This window comes from Candidatus Avedoeria danica, from assembly GCA_016703025.1.
Classification (GTDB): Bacteria; Chloroflexota; Anaerolineae; order Epilineales; family Epilineaceae; genus Avedoeria; species Avedoeria danica.
In genome coordinates this window covers 307845-328781 of record JADJCV010000004.1, presented here as the reverse complement: position 1 = coordinate 328781, position 20937 = coordinate 307845, and the positions used below count along the sequence as shown (strand labels likewise).

12 protein-coding genes and 1 tRNA gene are annotated in these 20937 nt (G+C 71.3%); 8 read left to right on the top strand and 5 right to left on the bottom strand.

Annotation, left to right across the window (positions count from 1 at the left end; genetic code table 11):
• Positions 1-42: 42 nt before the first annotated feature.
• The 3 genes from IPG72_04735 to IPG72_04725 all read right to left on the bottom strand — a co-directional run bounded on the left by IPG72_04735 (position 43) and on the right by IPG72_04725 (position 1032).
• Complete coding sequence (locus IPG72_04735) at positions 43-348, bottom strand: hypothetical protein (GenBank protein ID MBK6768326.1); 306 nt, start codon at positions 346-348, stop codon at positions 43-45.
• Entirely contained in the window at positions 299-466 is a 168-nt protein-coding gene (locus IPG72_04730) for a hypothetical protein (GenBank protein MBK6768325.1), read from the bottom strand. Before IPG72_04730 ends, IPG72_04735 begins: the two co-directional genes overlap by 50 nt.
• Before the next feature lie 398 nt (positions 467-864).
• Positions 865-1032, bottom strand: a complete 168-nt coding sequence (locus IPG72_04725) for a hypothetical protein (GenBank protein ID MBK6768324.1) — start codon at positions 1030-1032, stop codon at positions 865-867.
• 115 nt (positions 1033-1147) lie between these two features.
• Here IPG72_04725 and IPG72_04720 point away from each other — a divergent pair.
• Positions 1148-1220, top strand: a tRNA-Arg gene (locus tag IPG72_04720).
• 136 nt (positions 1221-1356) lie between these two features.
• On the opposite strand, the gene IPG72_04715 is transcribed toward IPG72_04720, so the two are convergent.
• Both IPG72_04715 and IPG72_04710 read right to left on the bottom strand, forming a co-directional pair.
• Entirely contained in the window at positions 1357-3081 is a 1725-nt protein-coding gene (locus tag IPG72_04715) for a M3 family oligoendopeptidase (GenBank protein MBK6768323.1), read from the bottom strand.
• 264 nt (positions 3082-3345) lie between these two features.
• Complete coding sequence (locus tag IPG72_04710) at positions 3346-5148, bottom strand: S8 family serine peptidase (GenBank protein ID MBK6768322.1); 1803 nt, start codon at positions 5146-5148, stop codon at positions 3346-3348.
• Positions 5149-5389: 241 nt separating this feature from the next.
• Here IPG72_04710 and IPG72_04705 point away from each other — a divergent pair, with 241 nt between their 5' ends.
• The 7 genes from IPG72_04705 to IPG72_04675 all read left to right on the top strand — a co-directional run bounded on the left by IPG72_04705 (position 5390) and on the right by IPG72_04675 (position 20761).
• Entirely contained in the window at positions 5390-7195 is a 1806-nt protein-coding gene (locus IPG72_04705; protein MBK6768321.1) for a thioredoxin family protein, read from the top strand.
• Positions 7196-7343: 148 nt separating this feature from the next.
• Complete coding sequence (locus tag IPG72_04700) at positions 7344-8402, top strand: GNAT family N-acetyltransferase (GenBank protein ID MBK6768320.1); 1059 nt, start codon at positions 7344-7346, stop codon at positions 8400-8402.
• A gap of 75 nt (positions 8403-8477) precedes the next feature.
• Positions 8478-9755, top strand: coding sequence for an MFS transporter (locus tag IPG72_04695; GenBank protein ID MBK6768319.1), 1278 nt, complete (start codon positions 8478-8480; stop codon positions 9753-9755).
• A 3-nt stretch (positions 9756-9758) separates the two neighbouring features.
• Entirely contained in the window at positions 9759-10331 is a 573-nt protein-coding gene (locus IPG72_04690) for an AhpC/TSA family protein (GenBank protein MBK6768318.1), read from the top strand.
• Positions 10332-10653: 322 nt separating this feature from the next.
• Complete coding sequence (locus tag IPG72_04685) at positions 10654-15381, top strand: S8 family serine peptidase (protein ID MBK6768317.1); 4728 nt, start codon at positions 10654-10656, stop codon at positions 15379-15381.
• 231 nt (positions 15382-15612) lie between these two features.
• Entirely contained in the window at positions 15613-18891 is a 3279-nt protein-coding gene (locus IPG72_04680; protein MBK6768316.1) for a VWA domain-containing protein, read from the top strand.
• A 292-nt stretch (positions 18892-19183) separates the two neighbouring features.
• Entirely contained in the window at positions 19184-20761 is a 1578-nt protein-coding gene (locus IPG72_04675; protein ID MBK6768315.1) for a hypothetical protein, read from the top strand.
• Positions 20762-20937: the final 176 nt, after the last annotated feature.

Sequence of the window (20937 nt, the reverse complement as noted above, 5' to 3'; positions counted from 1 at the left end):
GGAACGCTCGATGCTCGAGCGGCTGCTGGCGCGCGCCCAAGCTTACGGTGCCCGCCCACGCGGGCCGCGCTCGGCGGCACGCTGGACCGCCGTTGCCGCCGTGGCGGCCCTCGCCTTCACGCCGGCCGCCGCGGCACGCCTGGGCGACGTCCGCTTCGTCCTCGACGACTTCGAAGCCGCCGCGTGGCCGGACCCCACGGTCTGGACGGTGCCCGCCGCCGCCACGACGTGGCGCACCTCCGGCTGCCAGGCGCTCGGCGGTCGGCGCGGCCTGCGCGCCTTCGCCCCACCCGGAACGTCACCCGACGCGCCGTGCGACGCCGCCGTGCCGCCCGGCGCCTCGTCCACCGCCTTCCTGCACCTCGACCTCCGGGCCGCCGGCGCCGCCAACCGCCTCGAGCTTGGCTTCGACGTCTGGTTTCGTCTCGGTGCGGCGGAGGACGCCGGGCTCGTCGTCTGGCTCCACGTGCCCCGACCCGGCGGCGCCGTCGACCGCGTGCCGATCTTTGGCGCGACGGGCGACACCGGCGCGTGGGCGTCCCCCCAGCGCTACCTCGACCTGCGGAACCTCGTCGACGTCCGCAACCCGGCGGCGGTGTACGACCTGCGCGGCGCCGCCTGGACGCTGGAGTGGACGGCCGCGGCACCAGCGGGCGCACCGCCGGGCGGCGGCGTGTTCCTCGACAACGTCGCCCTGACATGGGAGCCGGACCTCAGCTACCCGACGCCCACCGCGCGCCCGACGTTGCCCCCAACCGCCACGATCCCGCGGCCGACACCCGCCCGCACCGCCACGCCCACCGACGAGCCGACGCCGACGGACATCCCGCCGACGGACACGGCGACACCGCCCGCCGGGCGCGCCTACTTGCCGCTGGTCAGGCACGATCCGCAGCCGACGGCGACGGCGACGGCAACGGTGACGGTGACGGTGACGGCCACAGCAATGGTGACGGCCACAGCGACGATGACCGCGACGGCGCCTGCGGAGGCGACGGCGACGGAGCCGACGACAATGATCGACGCGGCCAACGGTCCGGCGCCTGCGAAGGCAGGCGCGTGGCGGCCCAGCAGGCCACCCTCGGCGAAGGCCCCGGACGTCGATCCGAATCCCCCGTCCGGCCGTATGCTATCATCGCCGAACCACGCCCCCGTAGCTCAGTGGACAGAGCAACTGGCTTCGAACCAGTAGGTCGCACGTTCGAGCCGTGCCGGGGGTACACGGCAGCGCCCGGTCCGCTTCACGGACCGGGCGCGCTGTTGTTCGCGTTGTTCAGTTGTTGTTGTCCGTGGCTCAGTTGTTGCCCGCGGCTCAGACGGGCTCGCCGTCGTCCCGTCGCCGGGGGCGCCGCAGCGTTATGCCACCGCCCCGAGCTCCGTCACCGTCCGCTCGATCAGCCCCACCGCCTCACCGAGCGTCCCGGCATCGAACGCGAAGCGCGCACCGGCCGTGGCGAAGAGCTGCGGGAGCGTCGCCGTTCCACCAAGGCGAAGCGCTGAACGATAGTCGGCCACGGCGCGCGGGTGGTCGGTGAGGCTGTTGCGCCAGACCTGGGCCGCACCGAGCTGGGCGAGGCCGTACTCCACGTAGTAGAACGGGACGTTGAAGATGTGGAGCTTGCGGTGCCAGCCGGTGGCCATGACGTCGTCCAGGCCGTCGAAGTCGATCGCCGGGATGAAGCGCTGCACCAGGGCGCGCCACTGCGCGTCGCATGCGTCCGGCTCGGCACCTTCGGGATGGGTGTAGGCCCACTGCTGGAACGCGTCGACGACTGCCATGTACGGCCAGAACAGAATCGTGCTCTCGAGGTGCTCGATCCGGGCACGCGCGGCGCCGCCGACATCGTAGAACCCGCCATGGTCGGCCGTCAGGTACGGCGCCGCCAGCAACTCCATCGCCATCGAGGCGACCTCGTTGAACTCCATCGGCGACTCGAGTTGCGGCGCGAACGGGAGATCGCTCGAGGCGAAGGCATGAAAGGCGTGGCCCGCTTCATGGAGCATCGTCTGGACGTCGTCGTGCAGGCCGACGGCGTTCATGAAGATGAACGGGCGCTTGGCCACCGGGAAGTACGTGCAATAGCCACCGGGCGCCTTGCCCTTGCGGTTCTCGGCGTCCAACAGTCCCTCGGCAATCATCATCCGGTACTGACCGCCGAGGCTCGGGTCCACCTTGTCCAGGATCGCGGCGCTCTTGTCCAGGAGCTCGCCGCCGTCCCGATAAGGCTTGAGGGGCTGTGTCCCCGGCATGTCGGCCGGTCGGCTGAACTCGCCATTCGTCAGGTCCCACGGACGGAGCGCCGGGAGCCCGAGCAGTCGGGAACGGCGATCGTAGATCCGCGTCGCGGCCGGGACGCAGACCGCCTCGATCGCGTCGTGAAAGGTCGCGCAGTCGGCCGGGGTGTAATCGAACCGCTGCTTGGCCTGCCAGATGTAGCTGCGGTAGTCCGGGTGGCCCGCGTTGGCGGCGATCCGCTGGCGCAGCGCGTGCAGTTCGCGCCAGAGGTCGTTGAGCGCTGACCGATCGGCCAACCGCCGCTGGCTCATCAGCTGCCACGCGGCGTGGCGCTGGGCGCGGTCCGTGCCGGCCAGCACCGGTCGGAGCTGCGGCAGCGGGATCTCCTTGCCTTCCCACTCGACGGTCTGCGCGCCGATGATCTTGTCGTACCGGCTGCCGAGCTTGGACTCCTCGACGAGCAGCGGCAGGTTCACTTCGCGGAAGAGGTCGGCCTCCGCCTTGAGGTTGCGCAGCGGAACGGCCAATCCCTCCAAGGAAAGGCCCGACGCGAGGAGCTTGAGCTTGAGTTCCTGCTCGGCCGTGGCCGCGGGCGGGCGGATCTCGTCCAGATAGCGGAAGAACGCCGCCTCGGCGACCGCGTCCGTCGTGTCCTGGGTGTGCGCCAAGTGGCGCCGCGCACCCGTTTCGTAGATGAGAAAGCTCAGCCGTGTCCAGTCCGCCAGCCAGGACTCAAGGCTGCCGGCCGTGAGCGGACGCGCCGCCAGATCGGCGTAGTACGGCGCGATCTGCACCCAAGACCAGTCCTGAAACGCACGCACATCGTTGGGCAATTGCCTGAACACACACACCCCCTCGAGCGTCTCTCACGGCATGTCTTGGCAAGCGGGCCATGAGCGGGCCATGTAGGGTCCGCCAACTGCTGGCGAGGTGCCGACGCTGCCGTCGACCGCCCCTGCCGTACACGATCCGGGGCCGTGCACAACCTGATGGAGTATTCTAGGGCAGGCGGGCGACCGGACAAAGCCGATACGATCAAATAGTAACCCAATCCTCCTCAGGCACAAATCACAGCCTGCCGCCTCGCAGGTCCTCAGCTCTTCCGCTCTTCAGCGGGACAGGAGCGGCAGCCACAGGCGCCCAACCGGGATCCCGGGGGTCGACCGCGTGGCGGTGGGTGGCGGCACGGAGGGGCGCGGCGTTGGCGTCCATTCCGTGGTGGCCGTGGCCACAGCGGAGGTCGTCGCTCCCGGCGTCGTTGGCGCGGGCGTCGTGGTGGCGCGCGCCGTCGCCGAGGGCACACCGGTGGCGGTGGCCGCTGCCGTGGCGGTGGCCGTCGGGCGCGGCGCGTCGGTGGCCGTCGGGGTGGCGGTCGGCAGGGAAAGGGCGGCGGCGACGGCGGCTTCGACGTCGATCACGCCGTGGCCGGCGGCGTTGTTGAACGCGCGCGCGCCGGACGGGCCGCACTGGTCGGCGTTCACCGGGTCCGCCGTCTCTTCGAGGATCGCCCGGAGTTCGCCCGGCCGACCGCTGAGGGCCGGCCGGGCGCTGATCAGGAGCGCGGCCGCACCGGAGACGTGCGGCGCGGCCATCGACGTGCCCTGCTTGATCCCGAAGCCGCTCGTGCCGACCGTCGAGGTGATGTTCTCGCCCGGTGCGGCCACGTCGGGCTTGATCCGCTCGACGGCCCCTTGGACGAACGGGCCGCGGCTCGATGTGTCGGCGATGCTCCGCCGCTCGTCGTCGTAGTTGCCGACGGCGAAGGCATCGATGAGCGAGGCCGGCGGACAGACGCTGCCACAGCGCGGGCCGTCGTTGCCGCTGGCGGCGACGAACAGGATGCCGGCGGCGACGAGGTTGCGGATCGCGACCTCGCCGGGGAACGGGTTGTCGCAGAACAGCCGCCCGAAGATGCCCCAGGACGCGTTGACGATGTCCGGCGCGCGGTCCGGCTGCGGCGCGGAGCCGTCGCGCTTCGTCGGGGCGAGGGCCCATTGCAGGCATTCCAGAATGGCCTGTGTCGTCCCGCGGTCCTGGGCGAAGATCCGGCACGCGATCCACTCGGCCTCGGGCGCCACCCCGACCTCGCGGCTGCCCTGCTTGCCGAGCACGATGCCCGCCACATGCGTCCCATGGTCGTTCACGTCCACGGGCGCGTTCTGGCCGGCGACGGCATCGAGCCAGTTGTAGTCGTCCCCCTCCGCCCGCCCCCGATACCGTTGCGCGAGCGCCGGGTGCCGAGCGTTCACGCCGGTGTCGATGATGGCGACCGTCGCGCCGGCACCGAGATAGCCCTGGCGCCAGACCTTGTCGGCGCCGATCGCCTTGATGTTGCGCTCCGCGACGGCCACCTCGAGGGTGCCGTCGGGCGCCGCCGGATCGCGCGCGTCGACTGCCATGTCGCCCGCCGCGTCGACCGTCCATGACGGATCGATGCGGAACGTCGGCATCATCACGATGCCGGTCACGCCTGCCTGCCCCGCGACGACCGCCACGGTCGCTGCGTCCGCCTCGAACGCGACGGCGTTGACGATGTAGTACGGACGATAGGGCACGCCGCGCTGCGCGAGCAACGAACGCAGCGGCCGCTGCGTGACCTCGGCCACTTCGACGAGCCGATCGAACACGTAGCGGCCCTTGGCCGCCTTGTCGGCGAGGGCGCCCGCCGCCTGCACGTCGGCCTGCGCTTCCAGGATCGCCAGCGCCGCGACCGGCCGCCCCGCGGCCAGCGCCGCCGTCAGCCGCCCATCGACGACGGCGCGGTGCGTTGCCGCGACCGAGCGCGGCGCGGGCGCACGATGCGCGTGCCCGGCCGCGGCGCCGGCCGTCGCAACGACGATGGCGGCCGCCGCGGCAAGCGCGCGCCGGATACGGACGGTCGGCGCGGTCGGTCGGGTCGCTCGCATGGCCATGGGAAACCTCGTGTGAACGGAGCGGCAGGCGCCGTGGGTGGATCGGTGGGCGTCGGTGGCGATGCCGGCGCACGGCGCCCATTGTAGGGCCGGACCGGACGTCACCGAGCCCGCCGCGCGTCTTCTGCTGCCCGGCAACCCCGTTGACGTCCGCACCCGCGTTCTTTACACTCAGACGGCCGAAGCGCCCAGCGGAGCCGTCCGTCGGATGGACGCATGCGGCGAAGAGGAGATCACGACGATGAAGACCCACCGGCGGGCGGCTGCCCGCAGCGCGCAGGGCTTGCTTGCGCTCACCATTGCGCTTGCGCTCGGCGCATGCCAGACGAAAACCGACATGCCGGCCGAGGAAGCCTCGGCACCGCCGGTGGTGGCCACGGAGCCGGTGGTCGAGACGCCGCACGAGGAGGTGGCCTGGTTCAAGGGCGACGTCCAGACGGCGTTCGACACGGCCAAGACCGAGAACAAGCCCGTCTTCCTCTACTGGGGCGCCGTGTGGTGCCCGCCGTGCTACTACCTGAAGACGCGCGTCTTCCACCGGCCCGAGTTCGTCGCCGCCAGCAAAGAGTTCCTGGCGCTCGAGTTGGACGGGGACACCGAGCGCGCCCAGATCTGGGGGGAGAAGTTCGACGTCAAGGGCTACCCGACGGTCATCGTCTTCAACCCGGACGGCGATGAGATCATGCGCCTGACCAGCGGCATCGACGCCGAGAAGTACGCCTCCGTCCTCACCTCGGCCAAGGCGAAGATGATGCCGATCGCGGACGTCCTCGCCGCCGTCGAGGCCGGTGGCCCGGCGACGGCCGCCGGGGAGGACCTCGACCTGCTGGCGTTCTACGCCTGGGACCAGGACAGCGTCCTCGAACTCGACACGGACCGCAAGCTCGCGCTGTTCAAGCGCCTGTGGCAGGAAACGCCGGCGACCTTGAACGTCGCCAAGAACCGCTTCCTGTGCCTCTGGATCGAGGCACTGCATGCCGCCCGGTCGGACGCCGAGGGCGCCGCCGAGGAAGGCGAAACGCCCGAACTCCCGGCACCGACCGCCGACGAGGCGACCGCCCTCCTGGCCGGGCTGGCCGAGGTCTTCACCGACCCGGCGCAGCGCTCGGCGAACACGAACACGATCTATTACTGGTCCGAGGAAACCGCCACGATGCTCTTCCCCGAACCCGGCCCCGACCGCGACGCCTTCGGTGCCGCCTGGGCGGCCGCGGCCCGGGCGATCGAAGACGACGAGGCGATGACGGTCGACGACCGGCTGACCGCCTTCTACCCACAGATCATTCTTGCTCGGCTGCAGGCGTCCGCGGCGCCCGCCGCCAGCGACGTCGTGACTGCGACCGGCGAGCTCACCCCGACGGCCGCGGCCGTCGACGGGGCCGCCGCGGACGCCGCCGACGCCGCCGACGCCGAGCCCACGCCCATCCCGCTGCCGGCGGACCTCGTGCAGCGCGTGGCCGAGCGCGTGAAGTGGTCCAGCGAGACCGTGACCGACGCAGGCGAGATGCAGACCGTCATGGGAACGATGGTCTGGATGCTCCAGGAGACAGGCCAAGACGCCGCCGCCGAGGAGCTCTTGAACACCAAGCTCGATTCGACGCTCCAGCCCTACTACTACATGCTCGAGCTCGCGAGCATCGCCGAGGAGAAGGACGACACGGCCGGCGCGATCGGCTGGTACCGCAAGGCATGGGAGACGTCCCAGGGGTCGATGACGCGTTTCCGCTGGGGCCACAGCTACCTGCGCGCCCTCCTCCGGCTCGCCCCGGAGGACGAGGCGACGTTCGAGACCGAGGCCACGAAGATCCTCACCGAGTTGATGGCCAACCAGGACGCGCTCGCGCTGGGCAATGGCGACCGGATGGGCACGCTCTCGGCCGCGATTCTCAAGTGGAACGCAGACGGCGAGCACGATGCCGTCGTGACCAGGCTGCGCGACCTCGTCGCCGCCGGCTGCGCCGCCCTCGACGCGACGGGCGAGGACTCCCAGCAGAGCCGTTGCCAACAGTTCCTCGTGCCCGAGGACGAGGAGACGACGACCGGGTAGCGGCTTTTCAGGCAGCCTCTCAGACGCCCGAAGCTGCGGGGATCCCCGCAGCTTCAGGGCATCCGCCACTCGGCCCATACGCGTCACGGTTGGGCCGGATTGTGCGCTATGCTACCTGCAACCGTCCGTACCGACCCGGAGGACCGCCGTGGCGCTGCCCGCAGGTTACGCGATCATCGACTTCGATCCGCCCACCGCCGATGCCGCCCTTTGGATGCGCTTCCACGCCTACCGGCGCCGGCGCCACGCCGAGTCGCAGCCGGAGGACCCGGTCACACCCGACGCCGATGTCGAGGTCTGGATCCGAACGCCGCAGCTCGGCGGCGCTGACCGGCGCTGGCTCGTCGCGCACGGCGACGATGTCGTCGGCGCTGCCAGCGCGAGCTGGGTCGTGGACGGGCCGATGCTCCCGACGAACGGGCATCTGATGTGGGGCGGCGGCGGCGTGCTCCGTGCCCACCGCCGCCGCGGCATCGGCACCGCGATCGTTCGGCTCGTGGCGGACGAGTTGGTCGCGCGGGATCGCTCCGTGCTCACGGCCGGCACGAACGAGGACGACGGCCGGGCCTTCCTGGCGTGGCTCGGCGCCGAGGTGAAGTTGGAGGCGGCCGAAAACCGCCTCGCGCTGGCCGACGTCGACTGGGCGATGGTCGAGCGCTGGGCGGCCGAGGGCCGGCGCCGCTCGCCGGATACATCGCTCGTCTTCTGGGAACACCGGGTGCCGGAGGCCGAGATCGTGCCGTACTGTGCCGCGCTGACCAAACAGCTGAACACGATGCCGCACGACGACCTCGACCACGGCGAGATCGTTATGCGGCCCGAGGACCTCCATGACATGCACGCCCGGTACGACAAGATCGACGCCAGCCTGCACACGCTCATCACACGCGAGCCGGACGGCACGATCTCCGGAATCACGGACGTGAACTACTCACCCGGTCGCCCTGACCGCGTCATGCAGCAGTTCACGGGCGTCGATGCGGACCACCGCGGCCGCGGTCTGGGCAAGTGGCTGAAGGCGGCCATGCTGCTCTACATCCGCGACACCTACCCCGCGGCGAAGACCGTCGTCACCGGCAACGCGAACTCGAACGACCCGATGCTCTCCATCAACCATCGCCTCGGCTTCAAGGCACACCGCGGCGAGTCGGTCTATCAGATCGGCCGGGAGGCGCTGGCGGCCCGCCTGGCGGCGGTGCAGGGGTAAGCGTGTAACGCGGCACCGGCTGTCGTCGACGTGCTGACTGCCTGCATCCGCCCATCGCCCGAAGGACCCTCGCCGGTGCCCGAAGCCCAACCGATACGCGATCGCCGCCTCCTCACGATCCTGGCGATCGTCTTCGTGAACATCGTCGGCGCCGGCATGGTGCTGCCGACGCTGCCGCTCTTCGCCAAGGAGCGATTCGCGATCTCGCCGATCGTGAACACGCTCCTCGTGACGAGCTTCTTCGCCGCCCAGTTCGTGGCGGCGCCGATCCTCGGCCGGTGGTCGGACCGCATCGGGCGGCTGCCGGTGCTCGTCGTGAGCCAGATCGGGACGGCGCTGTCGTTCGTGCTGCTCGGCTTCGCGTTCGCGCCGTGGGTGCTGTTCGTCAGCCGAATCCTGGACGGCGTGACCGGCGGCAACATCACCGTCGCCCAGGCGTACGTCACCGACATCACGCCCCGCGAACGGCGGACGCAGGCCCTCGGTCTCATCTTCGCCGCGTTCGGCATGGGCTTCATCGTCGGTCCGGCGCTCGGCGGTGCGCTCAGCTCGATCTTCCGGCCGGAGGTCGTGTTCGCCTGTGCCACCGTCGCGACGCTCGGGACGGCGCTGCTGACCCGCCTGACGCTGCGCGAGACGCTGACGCCCGACGTACGCGCTCGGCTCGCCGCGGAGCGCTCCGCCCGCGGCGGCCGTCAACTGAACGTGGCGGCCGTGCTCGCCAACCGCAACCTCATGCTCGTCCTCGGCATCGCCGTCCTTGGCCAGTTCGCCCTCGGCCTGCTCCAGTCGACGCTCGCGCTCTACGGCGACGACGTGTTGTTCGCCAAGCTGCCGCAGCGCTACGTGGCGCTGGCCGTCGGGGCCGTGCTCGGCATCGTCGGGCTGGCGCAGGTCATCACGCAGCTCGTCGTTCTTCGGCGCGCGCTCCGGCGGTGGGGCGAGGCGCGCCTGGTGATCGGCGCGAACGTGCTCAGGGCGATCGGCATGTTCCTCTACATGGCGGCGCGCGGCCCGGCGCTGACGCCGTTCGCCGCGCTCTTCTTTGCGATGGGGATGGGCCTTGCCATGCCCCCGCTGCAGACGCTGGCCACGCACACCGTCGCCGACGAGGATCGCGGTGCCGTGCTGGGCTGGTACCAGAGCGCGGCCAACCTCTCGGTCATCGCCAGCACGGCGCTGGCGGGCGTGCTCTACAGCGTTGGGCCGCCGGTGCCGTACTTCGTCGGCGGGGTGCTTTCGCTGATGGCGGTCGGGCCGTCGCTGTTCCTGTTGCGGCTGCCCGTGGGGGCCGCGCCGGGGGACATGCGCCGGGCGCAGACCGACCCAGCGCATGTCGTCAATCCGGCGTAGGTGATGATGAGCGTTCGGCTGGCGCCAGGCGATCCCGCACCCGACGCCACCGTCCTCGACCCCGAAGGCGGCATCGTCCGATTGGCGGATCGCTGGCCGGACGGGCCGACGGCCCTGCTGTTCATCCGCCACTTCGGCTGTCCGTATTGCCAGATCGCACTGCGCGAGCTGGCCGGCGAGCGGCCGGCGCTCGAGGCGCTCGGCGCGCGCGTTGTCGCCGTCGCGATCGGCGAGCCCGAGCACGCGGTGCGGTTCGGGCGCAAGGCGGCGCCCGGCGTCGACGTCCTCGTCAGCCCGGACACGTCCGCCCACCGAGCGTTCGGCATGCGGCGCGCGCTGCCGTGGGAGATCGTCCACCCGCGGGCCGTCGCGCGCGGCGTGCAGCTGGCGGCGCAGGGCATCCTGCCCCGGGTCCCGACCGGCGATCCGTTCCTGCTCCCCGGCACGTTCGTCATCGACCGCGCGGGCCGCGTGCGCTACGCGCGCTACGCCGCGGATGTGAGCGACAACCCGGACTGGGAAGCACTCCGTTCGGCCGTCGCAGCGGCCGGCGGGACCGCGCCGGCGGGCGCCTGATCGTCCGCCGTCCGCAAGCCGCACGCATGCTGCGTCACGCCTGCGGCGGGCTGGTTCGTTGTACCATCCGACGTCGCTCCGCACGGGACCGGTCAGGCGCGGATCGTACCGCCTCGGATCGAACCGCGCCGAGCGGCCGCCGGCCATCGGCCCCGGCCAGCGGCGACCCGATTGGATCGACCGGCATTCAACTGGACCGGGGTTTGAACGACCGGCATTTGCAGCGACCGGATTTGATCGGCCGAACGCGATCGGCCGGATTTGAACGACCGTGTTGTCGGATGCCGATGCGGCGCCCGGCGGCTCAAACAGGAGGGTGAGGATGATCGACGTGTTGCGCCGCCTGCGGGTGGCCCTTGTTCCGTTGGCGATCGTCGCGGCGCTGCTGGCGCTGCCCCTGGCCGCGCTCTACGCGGCCGGCCGATCGCCGGCTGCCCAACCGCCGGCCGACGCTGTCGCCGCCGGCCCTTCGCCGGCCGAGGTGTTGGCCGACATGGCGGATCGCTCGCCGGTCGAGAAGCTCGACAGCGGGTTGACCGCGATCGCCAAGGACGGCGACGCGGCGGACGTGGTCATGACCTACGTGCAGTCCGACCGCGCCGTCGATTTCGACGCGCTGACCTCGCGCCACCACGCCTGGACGATGCCGGCCGGCGAGCACGTGGCATTCGTCGAGGTGCCGGTCGGCAAGCTCGGCGCGCTGGCGGCGCTGCCCGGCGTCGCGCGCGTCTCGGACGCGTCGCAGGACGCCACCGGCGCGATCTTCGTTCCCAAGCCGATGGACATGGACGGCCTGACCGTCCCGTACGAGGCGATCTCGCCCGAGCAGGCCGTGCAGCTGCGCGCACAGGCCGAGGCAGCGCCGCCGACGATCCGCCCGGAGAACGATTCGAGCGCGGGCGCCAAGCCGGCGCCGAGCGCGAAGGGTGGCCCGGAGCCCAAGGGCTGGCACGACATCTGGCGGAACCACTCCGCCAAGGAGGCCTGGGACCTCGGCTACACCGGCAAGGGCGTCAAGGTCGCCGTGCTGGACACGTCGGTCGACTTCGCCCATCCCGACCTCCAGGGCACGTACGCCGTCTACGAGAAGGGGCCATACACGGGCTGGCCCGAGATCTTCGACCCGTATGGTGTCAACCTGTGGTCACAGGACGTGCGCATCCCGGTGACCCAGGGTCGGCCGCGTGCGCAGCAGGGCGCCGGCGGCCTCGTCCTCATGTCCAACGTCGTCACGCCGACCGCCGCCATGGTGAACGGCACGAGCGTCCTGACGGGCTGCGTCCAGTCGCGGGCGATCGTCCGGCCGGCGAACCAGAACTTGAACGTGTTCCTGCCGCCGAATTGCTCGTTCGTCATGCCCCCGTCCAAGAGCGGCCGGATCCTGCACGGCTACCACCCGGACGCGAACATCCGCCCGCTCGGCGGCGAGCCGAACGCGGTGCCGTTCGTCGTGTCCCGCTACATGGACATGATCGTCGTCGACGCGAACGCGTCCGGCGTGTACGACACGGTGTATGTCGACCTCGACTTCGACCGCGACTTCACGGATGAGATGCCGCAGACCAAGGCGAACCCCGTCGCATGGCGGGACATCAACGGCAACGGCATCGCCGACTTCTCGGCCGGCACGGTCTACTGGATCTCCGACGGCCAGTCGACGCCGCCCGGTTCCTACCTCTTCGGACTCGCCGACGAGAAGCCCGCCGCCGGCATGTACGTCGCCATCCAGGCCGACACGGGCGGCCACGGTACGCTGTGCGCCTCCAACGTCGCCTCGCGGGGCGTCCTCGGCGTGCCCGACGCGGTGTCGCTCCAGTTCCAGGACCTGCCGGGCAACCACAAGCCGATGCCGCTCAATCCGGGCATGGGCAAGGAAGCGAAGATCATCTCCGTCGGCAACATCTACTCCGGCGGTGACCCGTCGTTCGATGCCGGCTGGCGCTTCGGCGTCCTCGGCGCCGACCCGGCCGATCCGTCGGACGACCCGCAGATCACGTCCAACAGCTACGGCTTCTCCGGCAACGACGACGACGGCTGGGACCTCTACTCGCACGCGATCGACTACTACGTCCGGACGTTCAACCCGACGTCGACCGGGCTGTACTCCAACGGCAACGGCGGCCCGGGCTACGGCACGATCCCGGTGCCCAAGCCGGCCACCGGCATGGGCATCGCCGCCAGCACCCAGATGGGCTCGACCGGCTGGGACTCGGCGTACGACACCAAGCAGATCACGTTCGGCGACATCACGCCGTGGTCGGACCGTGGCCCGATCGCCCTGCTGGGCGCCGGCGCCAGCTTGGCCGCCGACGGCGCGTACGCCTCGGGCTCGAGCCCGCTGAACGCCGTCGTCACGAACGCGAACCAGCCCGAGTTCAAGCGGGACGGCGAGTTCGCGAACGGCACATGGGGCGGCACGAGCCGCTCGTCGCCGGTCGCCGCCGGCCTGATGTCCCTGATCTACCAGGCCTTCGACGACAAGCACGGGCGCTGGCCGACCTGGCAGGAGGCGCGTTCGATCGCGATGGCCGGCAGCCGCTTCAACGGCTACGACGCCTTCGTCACCGGCGCCGGCGTGCTCGACGCCGCCGACGCGGCGCGGATCGCGGGCGGCCTGTACGGCGTCGCGTCCATGCCGTCCGAGTGGACGACCGGCGGCTACCGCGGCAAGACCTACCCGGCCTTCGCCAAGATGCAGACGCGCGGCTCCCAGGCCAAGCAGACGTTCACGCTCTCGAACGCGGACGACAAGCCCGTCGAGGTCAAGGTGTCCGGCCAGTGGCTGCGCCGCGTCGGGCACACGGACATCCCGTGGACGTCCAAGACCGTGACCGAGGAGGTCGGCTCGCCGACGTCCTTCAACGCGCCGCAGTACCTCGTGCCGATCGACAAGGACGCCGTTCCGGCGGGCACCGACCTGATGGTCGTGCGGATGGCCTATCCGCTCGAGGACATGGACTTCGAGGCGCCTGACGTCGGCCCGTGGCGCCCGGGAACGCCGAAGGAGTCCTACCTCATCTCCGACAACATCTGGCGTCTGACGGTGTATCAGCACACGGACCGCAACGACAACCAGAAGCTCTGGAACGACGCGAACGGCAACGGGGTCGTCGACCTCAAGCTGAGCGACTTCTACACCCAGACGCTGGACTCGACGCCGCCGGGCAACCCCGCCAAGATCTCGAACATGCTCGACTACGGCGCATCGGAGATCGAGCAGGGCGAGTACATGCGGTTCGCCTATCTGAACAACGACGCGAACAACCACCTCGTCACCGTTCACCACCCGCTGGAGCGGTGGGGCAACGGGATCTACATCGGCTTGTCGCACTGGGAAGCGTGGTTCAACGCGGGCGGCACATGGGATCAGCGCGGCCGCAGCACGAAGATGCCGGTCACGGACCTGACGCTGCGCGTTGACTACTACGATTACGTCGACTGGCCGTGGCTCTCGACCGGCGACTCGACGGTCACGATCCCGGCCGCCGCCGGCGGCACGCCGGGCACCTTCACCGTCGACGCGACGATGAGCGTCCCGGCCGACGCCGCGTACGGCAGCTACGTCGGCGCCATCTTCGCCGACTACGCGCGCGACACCGCCGGCGGCGACGTCCCGGTGTTCGCCGAGCTGGCACCCGAGGAGCCGCGCGGCGGTTACGAGCTGCCCGGCCGTCGCCTGACGATCCCGGTGAACGTGAACGTCGCCGCGTCGTACGGCTGGAACGGCCCGGTCACGTTCGGCGGTGCCGAGGGCGACGACCGCGACGCGCCGTACAACAACGGTGCGGTCGCCGGCGCGCAGAGCTGGGGCTGGCGGCCGGAGTCGGGCGACTGGCGCTACTTCCTCCTGGATGCCGCCAAGCCGCCGAAGAACACGCTCTCGTACCTCATCTCCAGGACCCGCTGGGACGACCCGTCGGAGAAGATGACGGACATCGACACGCGCCTGTACGGCCCGTCGATGGACCGGTACACGGACCCGACGCACCCCGCCAACGGCGAGCCGGAGGCGGACGGGCAGACGCGCAACCGCGCAGACACCGCCTGGTACGGCCCGCATACGCTCGCGCTGCTGGCGCAGAGCCCGTCGAGCAACATCCAGGGGGACGGCCGCTGGGCGTTCAACACCTCGAGTGGCGGCAACGAGGACTGGGTCTCGGCGCCGGCCGGCGAAGGACTGCACGAGCTCATGCTCGACAACGTCCTCTTCAGCGGCTCGTCCATCGAGATCCCGTTCGAGACGACCGTCGGCTCGATCCGGATCACGCCCGGCGAGGTCGTCCTCGAGGGGCCGGCGTGCACCGAAGTGGCGCTCATGTCCGATCTGCCGATCGACGACCTGGCCGTAATGGCCTACGGAATGCATCCGCCCGTCGTCGAGACCGATCAACCGGCCAAGCAGGACGATCAGAACGTCGCCGCCGCGGCCAGCTATCGCTACACCTACACGCTGGAGAGCGAAGCGGCCCGGTTGAGCTTCACCGTCGACGGCAACGACGACGGCGTTGACCTCGACCTCTTCGTCCTCTACGACAACAACGCCGACGGCACGTTCAACTTCACGAACGAGCAGGTCGGCAGCTCGACCACCCCGAACGCCGACGAAGAAGTCGTTCTCGACAGCATCAGCCCGTCCGGCGAGTACGTCGTCCTCGTGCACGGCTTCACGGTGCCGGGCAACGGCACGACGTTCACGTTGACGATCGATGCGACGTACGGCGACGACATCGGCGTCACCGACCCGCCGACCTCGATCGAGGCCGGCAAGCGGACGATGATCCGGGTCTGTCCGGACGCGCAGGCCGTCGCCGGCCGGACGGAGCCGAGCACCGGCGTCCTGTTCATGGGCCCGACCGCTTCGCCGCAGATGATGCGTGTCCCGGTCCGCTGGTACCCGACGGGCACGGTGCCGACGCCGGTCCCGGTGACCCCGGACGGCGTGTTCCTGCCGGCGCTGCTGCGCACGGCCCTGTTCGGTGTCGAGGAGCCGCCGCCGGCCATAACGGGCAGCGCGGTGCTCGAGAGCGTGCACGAGCGCGCGACGCGCTGACGGTACGCGCGCCACGTGCGCGCGGCGTCGCTCGAACGCGTTCGATGACGAGGAGCCGGTCCGGTCGCCATGACCGGGCCGGCTCCTCCGGTTTTGGGAGCGGCATTGGGGCGCGACGTTGGGGAGCGGCCGTGGGCAACGCCGGGCGGGGATCGGCCGCCGGCACGGCGCAGACGGCGGCAGCCACCGGCTGCCGGTGACCCCGTCCCATGCGCACGCTACACTTCCCCCATGCCGCCCCGCCCCGCGACGCCCCGACACCGCCTCATCGCCGCCGTGCTCGTGGCCGCCGCGGTCGCGCTCGCTTGGCATGTCGCGCTCGCCCGATCAGCGCGCAGCGCCTTCGATTCCGGCCCGAGCCCCCGCCAGCAACCGACGGTCGTGACGCCCACGCCCCGCCCCCCGACACCGACGCCCGTGCCCGCAACGCCCGTCCGGCGGCCGGATCTCGCGATCGGCGGCCTGCGTGTGGCGCCGGCGCTGCACAACGCGCAGACCCTGGCGTTGACCGCCACGTTCGCCGTCACCGTGACGAACGTCGGCGCCGCTTCGTCGCGCGCGCCGATCACCGTGACGTGGTTCGCCGACGCGAACGGCAGCCGGCGGTTCGAACCGGGGGCCGACACCGTCCTGGCGAACGCCTTCCTGCCGGACGACGTGCCGCCGCTCGGCACCGTCGGGATCGGCGCGCCGGGCGGCGGCCGGCTGCCGTTCCGCGATGCGCCCGTACTCGTCAGCGTTCGGGACAGCGGCACGGTGGGCGAGGGCAACGTGACGAACAATGTCGGAACGACCGCCGGCCTCTGCCGCCGCGCGGCGCCGGGCGCGACCGCCGGCATCGCCACCCCGCGCGCCAAGTGGCGGTGGCCGCTGCCCGGCACGACGCCGCCGTCCCCGACGAAGCGTCAGGTCGAGGCGTCGCCGGCGATCGTCGACCTGGACGGCGACGGCGTGGCCGAGATCGTCTTCGTCACCCTCGACCGGGACACCGAGCCCGACAGCGGCATCCTCCGCGCGGTCGACGGGCGCACGGGCGCCGACAGGTTCGCCGTCACGGCCCCGGACTGGCGGGTGGGCGCGTTCAGCGCACCGGCCGTCGGCGACCTTCTCGGCGACGGCCCGCCCGAGATCGTCGCCGTGGATGCCGCGTACGAGCACGTCCTCGCGTTCGACATCGACGGCACGCCGGTCTGGCGCAGCGACCCCGTGCTGGCCAACCCCGACAACACCCGCCTGCGCCTCGCCGGCCCGTCGCTGGCCGACCTCGATGCGGACGGCTGGCCGGAGATCCTCGTCGACGACGTCCTGCTCGACGCCGCCGGCAAGCTTCTCGGCCGCCTTCCCCCCGGTGCGATGGCCGTTGATCTCGACCTCGTCGGCCTGAGCGGCGATGAGGGTCCGCCGCGGCCGGAGATCATCGGCTTCGGTTTTGCCCTCAAGGCGCACCTCGAGGACCGCTGGCTCGAGCCGCTGTGGCAGTTCGAGGGCGCCGCCAAGGGCGTCGGCTTCAACGCCGTCGCCAACCTCGACGACGACCCGTACCCCGAGATCGTCATCGTCGGCGACGACGGCGATGTGCAGCTTCTTCACCACAACGGTGCGCCGCTCGACAGATCGCGGTGCTTCGCCGACACACCGATCGTCTGCCGCCAGGGCCGCGGCGGACAGGGCGGCCCGCCGGTCATCGCCGACTTCGATGGGGACGGACGGGCGGACTTTGGCGTGGCGGGGCGCAAGCTCTTCACCGCCCGAAACACAACCGGCGGCGTCCTGTGGCAGCTGGACACGGATGATGACAACTCCGGCGTCACGTCGGCTACGGCGTTCGATTTCGACGGCGACGGTGCCTCCGAGGTCGTGTACGCCGACCGGTCGAGGCTGCGGCTCATCGATGGCCGAACCGGGATCCCCATCTGGCAGACGGCCCGGCCGAGCCTCACGACCTTCGAGATGCCCGTCGTGGCGGATGTCGACGGCGATGCCCATGCCGATCTCGTCGTCGGCGTCGGCGGCACCGACACCAACGGCAACATGTCGGCCGACGCGGGGTTGGCGGTCTTCGAGAACCCGGCCTGGGCGCCGGCCCGCCCCGTCTGGAACCAGCACGCCTTCGCGCACACGTTCGTCGACGACGCCGGCCACATCCCGCTCGTCGCCCCGCCGAGCTGGCAGCTGCGCAACGGGTTCCGCGACGCCGGCCTCCCGGGCGCGCCGTCGTTCGGCCAGCCCGACCTGACCGTCGGCCGCCTCGTCCGCGACGCCGGCGCCCCGCCCGGCGCGCCGCGCGTGCTGGCGCGGATCGGCAACGCCGGCAGTGCGGCGGCCGGCCGCGGCGTCGAGATCGCCTTCCACCGCACGTTCGTCACCGGCACCTTGGCGGCCACGGCGACGCTCGGGGCACCCCTCGCCGCCGGGACGTACGTCGACGTTGCCGTCGCCTGGCCCGCGGACGCGGACACCGTGGCGGTCATCGTGGACCCGCGCGGCGTCGTGGCCGAGTGCGCCGGTGGATGGCGGGCCGTGGACGCAGCGGCCGATGCCGAGGCCAACAACGTGCACGCGGCCCGCCTGTCCGCCCTCCCCCTCGCCCCGCCCACCCCGACGCCGCCGCCGACCCCGACCCGCCGTGCGACGCCGACGATCGGCCCGACGCGCAGCCCGACGATCGAACTGCCGTGGGAGCGCACGCCATCGCCGACGCCGACCGTCGACGGGACGATCGTTGCCACGGCCACGGGCTCGCCGACGATCGACGGCATGCAGACCGTCCCGCCGACGTGGACGTCGACCGCCACGCCTTCCGCCACGCCTTCCGCCACACCTTCCAGTGCACCGACCGCCCCGTCGCCGACGTCCGCCCGTACGCCGGCGACGCTCTGGCTGCCGGTGGCGCTCCTCGGCCGCTGCGGTCCGGGCGACACCGACGTCGATGCCGTCTTGGTCATCGACACGTCCGCCCACATGGCGGAGCGGGACGGCGCGCTTACGCGGCTCGACTTGGCCAAGTCCGCCGCCACGGGCGGGCTCGTCGCCCTGGCCGCGGGTCCCGACGATCGCGCGGCGATCATCACCGTCGGCGACGTGGCTGCGCTGCGCGCGCCGTTCACGCGCCCGATCGACGTGCTGCCGCTCGTCGAGGGCCTGACCGTCGAACGTGCGACGTCGTTGGAGACGCCGATCGACCGTGCCCTTGCCCTGGCACGCGCCGAGCTCGTCCGTGCCCGCCCATCGGCGGCGAAGCTGATCGTCATCATCAGCGATGGGCGGGCGTGGCCGGCGCAGACCGCCTCCGCCGCCGCCGAAGCGCGGGCCGCCGAGGCCGCCGGTGCGATCGTCGTGGCTCGCGGAATCGGCGACACCGCCGCCCCCGTGCTGCCTCCCCTCGTCGCAATCGCCGGCAGCCGCCAACGCGTCCGCGTGCGGACCGACTCGTTCGACGGCGAGGGAGGCGGCGAATGGGCCGTCGTCACCGCCCGCTGCCCGCCGGGTCCGTTGTGGGCGGGGCGATGACGGGGTGTCTCGAAGTCAACCGCAACGCCATGCCGAAGGCCCACACGCGTCGCGCTCGCGTAGGGGCGACGCCATGCGTCGCCCTGGAACGCGTCGCCGTGGCCACCCAATCCATACAATTGCCCCCATTCGATCGTTGAGCGCGTCGCAGGCGGTCCCATGTGGCGGGCGGGGGAGGGCGACGCATGCGTCGCCCCTACGCGGTGGGGGTGATGATGGCGGTGTGCGGGTTGGCCGAATCGATGGGTGGGTTTGCCGAAACGCTTGGCGGGCGCAACGAAGGAGCCGGACGATGGAACGGACGATGGAACGGACGATGAATCGGTTTCGCAGGGCGGTGGGATGGGTGGTCATCGCCAGCGGTGCGATCATGTTCTCCGTTGTCGGGCTGGGTCGCGTCGCGGCACAAGGCCCCGCCGTCCCCGAGTTCGGCGCGACCGGCGAGCGTGCCCTGCGGGTGATCGGCGACGAGCGCGACGGCCTGTCCGGCCCGCGCGACCTGGCGTTCAACCCGGAGCGGCCGTACGAGCTCTGGACGGTGAACCGGCCGACGGACGGCACAGTCCTCTACTTTCAGCCCGGGACGCCGCAAGAGCGGGTCGAGGCGCGGCTGGACAAGTTCCGCAACCACTTCATGGAAGAGGTCAGCAGCGTCGCGTTCGGCGACTACGGGAACTTCGCGACCTGCCAGGAGTCGCGGAACACGTACAACCGCCAGCACAACCCGAACGACTTCATGGGGCCGACGCTCTGGACGGCCGACCTGAGCATCTATGCGCGCATCAACCAGACGCTGGACATGGATGCGCTGCTGCGCTCCCACCAGCCGGTCGATCCTGCCGCCACGCTCGGCTTCGCCGCGCCGGTCGGGCGGGCGTTCGCCTGCTTGCCGAGCTCCGGGCCGGGCGACAAGGCGACGCGCGCGCTGCGGCCGTTCGACGTGGCGCAGGGCCCCAATCCGCGGCTGGGCAGCCATATCGACATGCTCCACCAGAGCCCGAACTGCATGGGCATCGAGCACGAAGCGGGCAACGCCTACTGGGCGTTCGACGGGCTGCACGGCCATCTCGTGCGCTACGACTTCGCCGTCGACCACGGCCCGGGCTGGGATGACCACAGCGACGGGATCGTCCGCCGTTATGTCGAGGCGAAGGTGGGCTACACGGCCGACATTCCGGGTCATCTTGCCCTCGACAAGGCCACCGGCTGGCTGTACGCCGCGGATCCGGGCGCCGGTCGCGTCATCCGGTTGAAGATCGACAGCGGTCGGCGTGCCGAGACGCTCGAGCCCGACAACGAGCCGCTGGCCGAGCTTTCCACGTGGCGCGGCACGACGGTCGAGGTCGTGGCGAGCGGCCTGAAGCAGCCGTCGGGCGTGGCGCTCCATGCGGGGCGGCTGTTCGTCGGTCAGGCAACCGGGGGCGAGATCGTGGCGTACGACACGGCGACGCTGGCCGAGCTGGGCCGGATGGACACGGACGCCCGGCGCCTGGCCGGCCTCGAGGTCGGCCCCGACGGCCGCCTGTACTTCGTCGACACCGAGGCGAACACGCTTATCCGGGTCGATCCGGATCGCCGCGTGGCCTACGAGCCGCCGGTCGTCACGCCGCAGCCGTCCTTCACGCCCAGCGTCGAGCCGACACGAACACCCCGCGCCGGCCAGCGCACGCCGACCCCGCTCCCGGCGACGGCAACCGCAACGGCCACCGCGACGACGGAACCGACATCGACGGACGTCCCGACGGCCACGGCGACCGAGCCGCCGAGCGCGACGCCGACGGTGACGAACACGCCGACGCCGGAGCCCTCGCCGACGCCCTCGCGGTGGTGGGGGTTCATGCCGTTTGCGGTACGGGGCGTTCGGCGGTAGGGAGCGGACGTCCGCGTCAACAACTGACCCCTTATTGGCCCCTTCTGGACTCCCGGCGCGGCCTCGCTCCGACTATGCTGGCGCCACGATGTCGCCGCGGATGGCCGCGGTGACGCACAAGGACAGGAGGGCCAGATCATAGATAGGAAGGTACCGTCGGCACGGAACGGCCCAGT